9 protein-coding genes are annotated in these 9,800 nt (G+C 38.2%); 6 read left to right on the forward strand and 3 right to left on the reverse strand.

Annotation, left to right across the window (positions count from 1 at the left end):
* Nucleotides 1-106: 106 nt before the first annotated feature.
* The 5 genes from ABMA79_RS12275 to ABMA79_RS12295 all read left to right on the forward strand — a co-directional run bounded on the left by ABMA79_RS12275 (nt 107) and on the right by ABMA79_RS12295 (nt 6,552).
* Nucleotides 107-970, forward strand: coding sequence for an acyl-CoA desaturase (locus ABMA79_RS12275; protein ID WP_392860761.1), 864 nt, complete (start codon nt 107-109; stop codon nt 968-970).
* Between the two features lie 90 nt (nt 971-1,060).
* The gene (locus tag ABMA79_RS12280; RefSeq protein ID WP_393092967.1) at nt 1,061-2,017 is read left to right on the forward strand and encodes a tyrosine-type recombinase/integrase; all 957 of its coding nucleotides are present in this window, start codon (nt 1,061-1,063) and stop codon (nt 2,015-2,017) included.
* Nucleotides 2,018-2,456: 439 nt separating this feature from the next.
* On the forward strand, nt 2,457-3,428 hold the full coding sequence (locus ABMA79_RS12285) for a ribonucleotide-diphosphate reductase subunit beta (RefSeq protein ID WP_392860765.1): 972 nt from the start codon (nt 2,457-2,459) through the stop codon (nt 3,426-3,428).
* Nucleotides 3,429-3,431: 3 nt separating this feature from the next.
* Nucleotides 3,432-5,801, forward strand: a complete 2,370-nt coding sequence (locus ABMA79_RS12290; protein WP_393092970.1) for a ribonucleoside-diphosphate reductase subunit alpha — start codon at nt 3,432-3,434, stop codon at nt 5,799-5,801.
* Between the two features lie 100 nt (nt 5,802-5,901).
* A complete protein-coding gene (locus ABMA79_RS12295; RefSeq protein ID WP_393092973.1) occupies nt 5,902-6,552 on the forward strand; it encodes a hypothetical protein in 651 nt (216 codons plus the stop codon).
* 26 nt (nt 6,553-6,578) lie between these two features.
* Here ABMA79_RS12295 and ABMA79_RS12300 read toward each other — a convergent pair whose 3' ends face one another.
* The 3 genes from ABMA79_RS12300 to ABMA79_RS12310 form a co-directional block, all read right to left on the reverse strand.
* The gene (locus ABMA79_RS12300; protein ID WP_392860770.1) at nt 6,579-6,899 is read right to left on the reverse strand and encodes a hypothetical protein; all 321 of its coding nucleotides are present in this window, start codon (nt 6,897-6,899) and stop codon (nt 6,579-6,581) included.
* Complete coding sequence (locus ABMA79_RS12305; RefSeq protein ID WP_393092976.1) at nt 6,896-8,341, reverse strand: DUF4105 domain-containing protein; 1,446 nt, start codon at nt 8,339-8,341, stop codon at nt 6,896-6,898. Before ABMA79_RS12305 ends, ABMA79_RS12300 begins: the two co-directional genes overlap by 4 nt.
* A 93-nt stretch (nt 8,342-8,434) precedes the next feature.
* Complete coding sequence (locus tag ABMA79_RS12310; protein WP_393092979.1) at nt 8,435-9,289, reverse strand: methyltransferase domain-containing protein; 855 nt, start codon at nt 9,287-9,289, stop codon at nt 8,435-8,437.
* 92 nt (nt 9,290-9,381) lie between these two features.
* Here ABMA79_RS12310 and ABMA79_RS12315 point away from each other — a divergent pair.
* On the forward strand, nt 9,382-9,800 hold a 419-nt coding region (locus tag ABMA79_RS12315), incomplete at its 3' end, for a Maf family protein (RefSeq protein WP_393092982.1).

Here is a 9,800-nt window from a genome sequence, read left to right on the forward strand (position 1 = left end):
TTTTATACCTTTTATGACTTACTTATCGTCAAGATTTACATTTGTTTTACAATGAAATTGCTCGTGAATTGTTAAGATTAGTTAAACACAAACACGAGAGACACCTATGTGCACTAAGACTTATTCATTAAAAAACTTAAATAAAACAAACACACTCTTTCTTCTAATCACACCACTAATTGCCATCGCAGGAACAATTGCATGGCTAAAAGTAGATGGTTTTGATTGGAGAATCCTGGCCTTGTCCCTAATCTTCTATATTGCGACAGGCCTTGGGATAACGGCCGGCTACCATCGCCTATTTGCCCACAGATCATATCAAGCAAGTTGGCCAGTAAGACTTCTTCTGCTTATTTTTGGGGCCGCAGCTGTTCAAAACTCAGCATTAAAATGGTGTAACGACCACAGAGTTCACCATGGAAAGGTTGATACTGAACTAGATCCATACAATATTAATGAGGGCTTCTTCTATGCTCACATGGGATGGATCCTTCTTCTTGAAGATCAAAATGAGTACAAATACTCTAAAGACCTCTTAAAAGACCCAATGGTTATGTTCCAGCATAAGTTCTATCTTGGCTTTGTTGCGCTTTTTAGCTTTGCACTGCCTGCCCTTATTGGATACCTTTGGGCCGGATCATGGCTAGGTGGTTTATTTGTTGCTGGTGTTGCAAGAATTGTATTCGTCCACCACTGTACATTCTTTATCAATTCACTTTGCCATGTTGTTGGAACACGTCCTTATGACAAAGGACAAACAGCACGTGATAGCTGGGTGATGGCCTTATTCACATACGGAGAGGGTTATCATAATTTTCACCATACATTTCAAACAGACTACCGAAATGGAATCAAGTGGTACCACTTTGATCCAACAAAATGGTTAATTCGTTCTTTAAACTTCGTTGGCCTAACGTGGAATCTTAAGAGGACACGTCCTGAGTTAATTCAAGCAAGAATTCAGGCATAAACGAAGCTTATATACCTGTTAAAGGCACATTCACTTGTGCCTTTTTTTCCCCTAACTTACCCCAGATAAAAACCTTGCTAAAATTGATCTATGTTCGATTTAAAGCAAGAAGATATTGGCCACGACTTTATTCTCGATGAAGAGTTTTTTGAAAACTTCACTTCATCTCATACAAGAAAATCTTATCTAAATGATATTAACCAATTTCTGTGCTGGATTAGTGACTATTATAAACTCACATCATTTGACTCTATCGAGCGCATTCATGTCATCAAATATAGAAATTATCTTTCAGAGTTTGGTGGCCACAATCAAAATCCTTCGACGCCAAAAACTATTAATCGCAAGCTTGCAAGCTTAAGTGCATTCTTCAAATACCTTGTTGAAAAGAACCTTCTAAAGGCCAACCCTGTTGCCAGTGTTAGAAGGCCACGAAGCGAAGTAAAGTCCCCTACAAATGCCTTAAATAAGCAACAAGTACTAGAGTTGCTTTACCACATGGGACAGAATGAAAAGAGTAAATACCTACACCTGGCCCTCTTTACGACGTTTTTTACGACAGGTCTTAGAAAGAGCGAAATCTTAAATCTAAGATTTAAAGACTATCAGGAGCAAGGTAATAATAAGATTCTTCAATATCGTGCCAAGGGTGGCAAGCTTGGAAAGAAGGTCTTAAACCCTATCGCAATCAAGGCACTCGACGAATATATTCAATGGATGAATGAGAGCGAAAGAGAGACAGGAGAAAATGATTGGCTCTTTCAGCCAACAAGAAACCCAAGTGATCCAACAAATTTAAATAAACCAATAAACCCTCGAACAATTAACGAATTACTAGACAAGTATGCCCAGAAAGCGGGTATTGGTTTTAAGGTTACTCCTCACTCAGCAAGGGCCACATTTATTGGTGAGTTACTCGAAATCGGTGTTGATATTTACACCATAGCCATTGAAGTGGGACACGCTTCAGTAAAGACGACAGGCGAATACGATAAGAGAAGAAATAAAATTAAAGAGTCACCTACCTTAAAATTAAACTGGGAATAGGTCTAAATCTCGCCAACGCAGCTCATCGTTCGTATATTTTATCAAGATATAGTAGTGTCAAAAAAATTACGGCCACAACATATGGTATAAGCACGTCGCATCAAACTCTCCTGTTAGCACTAAAAATTAGATGACAGAATTTTTAAGACAGCATTTTTTTTCTAAAAATAAAACTTGAAAAAGTGCCCAAACCCCTTGTCTAATGGGTCTACAAAGACACACTAACCTAATCAAGTATAAAAATTAGCGGCCCTCCAAAAAAAAGAAAAATCTATGGAGTCTTGTGTATTGAAATAAAAAGTTACGGGTCATACACTGAATAAGAACAACACAACACAATCTTATTAAAAAACATTTAAGAGATTTAATATTTTTTTAACTAAATTAAGTTGCATGTATTTAGCACACACACGCTATTGCAAAAGTTAAGGAGGAACTTGTGACTTCACCAATTCTAGCACAAAATGACGATAGATTCGTCCTTTTCCCAATCGAATACAATTCAATTTGGGAAATGTACAAAAGACACATGGCAGTTTTCTGGACTGCTGAAGAAATCGACTTGGCCCAAGATATTACTGACTGGGAAAAGTTAAATGACAATGAGAGACACTTCATTACTCACGTTCTTGCATTCTTTGCAGCAAGTGATGGGATTGTTAATGAAAACCTAGCAGTACGTTTCTACAATGACGTACAAAACCCAGAAGCTAGATGTTTCTACGGATTCCAAATTGCAATGGAAAATATCCACTCAGAAACTTACTCTCTACTAATTGATACATATGTAAAAGACGCTAAAGAAAAAGATCGTCTTTTCCACGCAGTAGATCACTTTGAGCCAGTTAAGAAAAAAGCTGACTGGGCAATGAAGTGGCTTTACTCGAAAAATACATTCGCTGAAAGACTTGTTGCATTTGCTGCCATCGAAGGAATCTTCTTCTCTGGTTCATTCTGTGCAATCTTCTGGCTAAAGAAAAGAGGCCTAATGCCAGGTCTATGTACTTCTAACGAATTCATTTCTCGTGACGAAGGTCTACACTGTGAATTTGCGGTTCTTCTTCACTCACTTCTTGATAAAGAAGAGCAATGTAGCAAAGAAAAGATCAAAGAGATCCTTACTGAAGCAGTTGAAATTGAAAAAGAATTCATCACTGACGCAATTCCAGTTTCTTTAATTGGTATGAATGCTGATCTTATGAAGCAATATATTGAATTTGTTGCTGACTTCTGGATGCAACAATTTGGTCTTGAAGCACACTACGGTTCAGTAAATCCATTTGATTGGATGGAGCTTATTTCTCTAGAAGGTAAAACAAACTTCTTCGAGAAAAGAGTTTCTGAATACCAAAGACCAGGAATCCTTTCTGAGAAATCAGAAAATACGTTCACACTAGACGCGGAGTTTTAAGAAATGTACGTACAGACAAGAAGCGGCGAGAGAGAGCCAATTAAATTCGATAAAATTACAGATAGAATCAACACACTTGCTTTCGGACTAGAAGGTAATGTTGATCCAACACTTATTACTCAAAAAGTAATTGAAGGTATCTACGACGGTATCACAACAACTGAACTAGATGGCCTTGCAGCTGAGACAGCAGCATACCTTGCGACAAAGCACCCAGACTATAATGTTCTAGCGGGACGTATTGCAGTTTCTAACCTTCACAAAGAAACAAGAGGTTGTTTCTCTGAAAACGTTAAGGAAATGTACCACTACGTAAACGCTGCAACTGGTGAGCACGCGCCACTTGTTTCAAAAGAATTATATGAAACAGTAATGGCAAATGCTGAGCTACTAGATAAGACAATCGTTGATAAGCGTGACTTCAACTACGACTACTTTGGATTTAAAACTCTAGAGAAGTCTTACCTTCTGAGAATGGATGGTAAAATTGTTGAAAGACCAGGACAAATGCTTCTTAGAGTTTCAGTTGGTATCCATATGAATGACATGGAAGCAGCGGTAGAAACATATAACCTAATGAGCCAGAAGTTCTTTACACACGCAACTCCGACTCTATTTAATTCGGGAACAACTAAGCCACAGCTTTCTTCTTGTTTCCTACTAACAATGAAAGATGATTCAATTGATGGAATCTACGATACTCTTAAGCAAACTGCTCTTATTTCTCAGTCTGCTGGTGGGATCGGTCTATCAATCCACAATATCCGCGCAAAAGGTTCATTCATTAAGGGAACAAATGGTACGTCGAACGGAATCGTTCCAATGCTAAAAGTTTTCAATGATACTGCTCGCTACGTTGATCAAGGTGGTGGAAAGCGTAAAGGTTCATTTGCAATCTATCTTGAGCCATGGCACGCAGATATCTTCGAATTCCTAGAAATGAAGAAGAATACTGGTAAAGATGAGCAAAGAGCGCGTGACCTTTTCTACGCACTTTGGACACCAGACTTATTCATGAAGCGTGTCGAAGAAGATGGACAGTGGTCACTATTTTGTCCACACGAGTGTCCAGGCCTAGCTGAATGCTATGGTGCTGAATTCGAAGCTCTTTACACTCGCTACGAAGCAGAAGGTAAAGCAAAGAAAACAATTCGTGCCCAAGACCTTTGGTTTGCAGTACTTGAATCACAAACTGAAACTGGTTCTCCGTACATGCTTTACAAAGATGCAGCTAACGAAAAATCAAACCAAAAGAACCTAGGTACAATCAAGTCTTCAAACCTTTGTACTGAAATTCTTGAATATACTGCACCTGATGAAGTTGCAGTTTGTAACCTTGCTTCTGTTGCTCTTAACAAATTCGTTAAGACTGACAAGGAAGGAAATGTAGCATACGACCACAAGCACCTTTACGAAGTTGTTTACCGTATGACGAAGAACCTAAACAGAATCATCGACATCAACTACTACCCTGTTGTTGAAGCGAAGAATTCTAATATGAGACACCGTCCAATTGGTCTTGGTGTACAAGGTCTTCAGGATACTTTCTTCATGATGAGAATGCCATTTGAGTCTGAACAAGCGCTTCAGCTAAACAATGACATCTTTGAAACAATCTACTTTGCAGCAGTTACTGCTTCAAAAGATGATGCAATCATCGATGGGCCATACTCAACTTATGAAGGTTCACCAATGTCACAAGGACAATTCCAATTTGACATGTGGGGACACTCAGCTCACTCAGGACGTTGGGACTGGGATGCACTAAAAGCAGAAGTAGCTAAGCATGGTGTAAGAAACTCACTACTAGTTGCTCCAATGCCAACGGCATCAACTTCTCAAATCCTAGGTAATAACGAGTGTTTTGAGCCAATCACTTCAAATATCTATGTAAGACGAGTTCTTTCTGGTGAATTTGCAGTTGTTAATAAATTCTTAGTACGTGACCTAATTGATCGCGGACTTTGGGATGATACTTTAAGAAATGAAATCATTGCTAATAATGGTTCAATTCAAACAATTGAAAGAATCCCTGAGGATTTAAAAGCTCTATACAAAACAGTATGGGAAGTTAAGCAAAAAGCAGTTATTGATATGTCTGCTGGACGTGGGCCTTATATTGACCAAGGTCAGTCACTTAATATCCACCTAGAAAACCCTAACTTCGGGAAACTTTCTTCAATGCACTTCTATGCTTGGAAGAAAGGGCTTAAGACAGGAATGTACTACCTACGTTCACGTGCTGCAGTTAACGCTGTTCAGTTCACAGTAAAGAACGAAGGAAAGAAAACTCCTGAGCAGCTTGAGCAAGAAGCGGCAGCAATGGTTTGTTCAATCGACAATCCAGAAGATTGCCAAATGTGTGGAAGCTAGAAGTTACATAAAAATTAAATTTGATCCAACTCCGGTTGAATCGAAGTGCTAGAAAGAGGGGCCAAGGGATTTGGCCCCTCACTACATTTAGAGTATCACTATGAAAATTGAAACAAATCAAAAACAAGATAACGCCAAGTTTTGGCAAGAAGGTTGGGATAAAGGATTCACTGGATTTCATCAAAGTGAATACAACCAGGCCATGATTGATTACTTCAAAGATATCGATCTAAAAGACAAAACAGTTCTAATTCCTCTATGTGGTAAGTCCCTTGACATGATCTATCTTGCAGGCCAGGGCGCAAAAGTTATTGGCGTTGAAGTCGTTAAAGATCCAGTGGAGCAGTTCTTTCAAGAGAATAAAGTTGATTTTGACTTAGATGATAATGTCTATACATCAAAAGATGGCAAGATCGAAATCCATAACAAAGACTTTTTTAAGATCGAAGACTTAGGAAGAATTGACTATCTTTACGACCGTGCTTCAAACGTCGCCCTTCCAATGTGCATGAGAGAAGAGAAGTACTACCCTACAATTAAGAGATTAATCCAAGAAGAAACAAAGACTCTACTGATTACAATGGATCATGATGGTTCACGTGACTTTGGCCCTCCTTATGCCATTAATAAGGAAGAAACAAAAGAGCACTACCCATCACTTAAGTTGATTAGTGAAGTAAGTTCTAAAGCAATGGAGAGATTCCAAGAAGAAGGGATTAAGAAAGTTAGACGCTATATTTGGGCCAACTAAGAAGCTGGCCCAAAGTATAAATCGAATTAGTAATCGTAGCTAGCAAGAAGCTTTAGGCAATCAGTCTCTGGAGATTCAAATTCAGCTCCATCTGACTCAATACATTCCTCTAGTCTTCCTTTAAGTTCAATCGACATTTCTTGACGCTCTTCTTCAGTCACAACACCGTCGGCAATGATCTGACCAGCTTCTTCAAACTCATCTGTTGTAAAAGCATCAGTGATGGCCTCAGTAGTCGTCACAAATGGTGAGATTGTTAGAATCGTTGATAACTCTCTTTCAGACATTCCTTCAGAATGTGCATTAAGACTAAGAATTGTTAAAACAATAAGTGCAATATTTTTCATAAACTCTCCTTTTCCAAACGATTTCGTTTATTGATTTCTTTGATTAAGTCTTTTGTTGATTTGATATTCATAGCAATTGAGTTAATACGCTCAATTTCTAAAGAAAAATTTTGGCGATAAAAACTATCAATACGATTTAAAATACGGCTCTTAATAGGAGCTTTTCCCTCCCTAATAAGAGAATTATTCGTCCTGTACCAACCTTTGTACTCAGTTGCTAGGTTGCTAAATTCTTTTGCAATTGATGCATCCTTATTCTTAGCAGCAATATTTAAGAGGTTCATATTCTCTTTTGAAAAGGCCATAGACTCTAAGAAAACAAATGCATGCAACACAGCTGTATCTTCACGATTTTTTCGTGATGCCCTATGGTGATACATATTGGCCATCGCTGATCTCTTGTCAGGATCTATCTGAAGGTAATCTTCAAAGCTTTCGATTGAAAGCTTTCTTAGATTTTCATGCACTTTATTTGACTTCTCTTTCAAGACTCGATTTTCTTTTTCACTGATAAGCCCAGCATCAAGAAGTTCTTTTAGGAGTCCCTTAGGTGTTGAGATCTTGTCACGTAAATCCTTATGGCCAAGAGCTGCCCTTAGAATTTTATAAGACTCAGTTGCACAATTTGCTGAAAAGAATTTATAGCGTCCCATATCTTTTGTTTCATATAAAGAGAGGGCGTGAGAAATAAACTTCCTTCTTTCTACCCCATCAATCTTTAAGTCATACTGATAAAGGTCTCTAAATTCTTCATAATTATATTTTTGTTTCACTTGTGACAAAGACATGAAATCAATCTTTGCAGCGTATCCGCCAAAGATCCCCTTAAAGAAACCAGGTGATAAATCATCGACATCTGCGGCCACACCTAGAACAAACTCAACTTGTTGTCTTAGCGGACAATTCTCTTTATCAACCTTACAAGCAGCGACATAGAACATGCTGTGACCAAAACGGCTCATGGCACTACTTCCATTAGAGGCCATTAAATACGAAAGCTTCGTAATACGATTCGTATAAAAACTTATTTCCACAAGGCCTGTTTGATTAAAAATAAATGTCGAGAAATGATTGTCACATTTACTTGACGCAGGCCTCATACCTGTAGCGTCTGCCATAAATTCATAAATAGCAAAACGCTCACACTTAAAGTTTCCATCAAGATAGAAACTTTTTAAAACGGAAGTAAATTCCTTAGCAGGTGATTTAAAGTCTGATTTAAGATTAAGAGACTTATAGATGACTTGCCTCTTTCTGACATCGCCGTAGCGAATCGTTCGAATACTTCTCTTCCAATTAGTCAGAGAAAGAAATTGATCCCTATGGGCCTTACTTAATTGACGAAACTCAAGAGTACCTGCTTCATTACTAGCAAGAGCAGAACTTATAAATAAGCTCACCAAGAGAGTTGCGAATAGTTTGGCACATAAACGTAATTTCATATTTTATAAAATTACGCTAAATTAAGACAGTAGAGTTAAGAAATGAAAGAATGTTATGGCCGACTATTAAGTAGACGGCCATAAAGTATTGAATTAATTAGCGTTGGCACTGGCCTGAACAAAGCTATAGTAGAATACAGCGTTAGGATCATTAGAAACCTTTCTAAGTTCAACCCTCATCTCATCAACAGTTTCCTGCTCCACTCGTCCTTCTTTTACAAGCTGAGGAGCCGCAGACAGAAGAAGCTCGCACCAATAATCGATAAATTCTTTTCTCTTATCAGGCCTGCGATTATCAAGGTGCCATGTTTTAGACTCCACCTTTATATTTCTAAAGCCTTGTTGCATGAGTAGGTTTCCAAGCTTTGCACCAATAAAAGGATCTCCGCCCATATCATATTGGTAGTCGTTAAAGGCCTGCCAATACTTCCAAGTATTAGGTGAGTATGGATCAAGTAGGAAGCTTGAGTTCATAACCTCTGTGATATAAATACGCCCACCAGGTCTTAGAACTCTTCTTGCTTCAGAAAGAACTTTGGCCGGCTCTGGCACGTGCTCAAGAATCCAGCAAAGAAATGCTCCATCAAATTTTCGTGAATCAAAAGTAAGATTTGTCGCATCCATTTGATGAAGTTCAAATCGATCTTTAAATGCACCATTAAGAGTGTTTCCAAGAAACTCTTTGGCCGAGGCAAGCTGATGTTCACTTCGATCAACACAAGTGATGTGCATATCTGGAAATCTTCTTAAAAGAATTTCTGTTTGTGCACCAACGCCACTACCAATTTCAATTAATTCTTTTACTCTTGAAAGATTCACATCTTTGTAAACAGTTTGTTCTGCAAAGCGGGCCTGAGCTCGCAGTCGATCTTGTTCGGCCTTATCAAAGCCATGCAGATATGGAAATTCACTTGGTTTAATTTTATTTGTTTCATTATTATCAGACATATTTACCTCAATAAAGTTTGAGTAATTATAACATGAATGGCCCAAGCGTGATAGATTTGCTAAGTTAGAATAAATCGTTAACGGAGTAAAATATGCAATTAATCTTAGGAAGTTCATCACAATTTCGCCAGGCACAACTAAAGCAGCTGGGCCTAGAATTTACATGTATCTCCCCTAATATTGATGAAGAGTCTATCAAAACTCAAGGTCTTACTCCTCTTGAAGTCTCTCGTGAGCTTTCCCTACAAAAAGCACAAGAAGTACTTAAAACGAATCAAGATGCAATTATTATTGGTGGAGATCAAGTCCTAAACTTTAAGGGCGAAATCTTTAATAAACCAGAAACACCAGAAAATGCATTTAATCACCTTAAACGCCTGCAAGGCCAAACTCACGAGCTAATCACAAGTATTGCAGTTATCTCAAAAGATAAGCAAGTTATCGAAACTGTTGTTTCAAAAATGACAATGAAGCAACTTAGTGATGAGCAAATCAAGCGCTATATTGAAAT

The sequence above is a fragment of the Halobacteriovorax sp. HFRX-2_2 genome (genome assembly GCF_043196705.1).
Taxonomy (GTDB): Bacteria; Bdellovibrionota; Bacteriovoracia; order Bacteriovoracales; family Bacteriovoracaceae; genus Halobacteriovorax_A.

What these genes read in the sequence shown, in the direction of transcription:
- ABMA79_RS12300 (WP_392860770.1), bottom strand. Translation starts at nt 6,899, where the DNA reads ATGAAAAATATTGCACTTATTGTTTTAACAATTCTTAGTCTTAATGCA.
- ABMA79_RS12295 (WP_393092973.1), top strand. Translation starts at nt 5,902, where the DNA reads ATGAAAATTGAAACAAATCAAAAACAAGATAACGCCAAGTTTTGGCAA.
- ABMA79_RS12280 (WP_393092967.1), top strand. Translation starts at nt 1,061, where the DNA reads ATGTTCGATTTAAAGCAAGAAGATATTGGCCACGACTTTATTCTCGAT.
- ABMA79_RS12290 (WP_393092970.1), top strand. Translation starts at nt 3,432, where the DNA reads ATGTACGTACAGACAAGAAGCGGCGAGAGAGAGCCAATTAAATTCGAT.
- ABMA79_RS12275 (WP_392860761.1), top strand. Translation starts at nt 107, where the DNA reads ATGTGCACTAAGACTTATTCATTAAAAAACTTAAATAAAACAAACACA.
- ABMA79_RS12305 (WP_393092976.1), bottom strand. Translation starts at nt 8,341, where the DNA reads ATGAAATTACGTTTATGTGCCAAACTATTCGCAACTCTCTTGGTGAGC.
- ABMA79_RS12310 (WP_393092979.1), bottom strand. Translation starts at nt 9,289, where the DNA reads ATGTCTGATAATAATGAAACAAATAAAATTAAACCAAGTGAATTTCCA.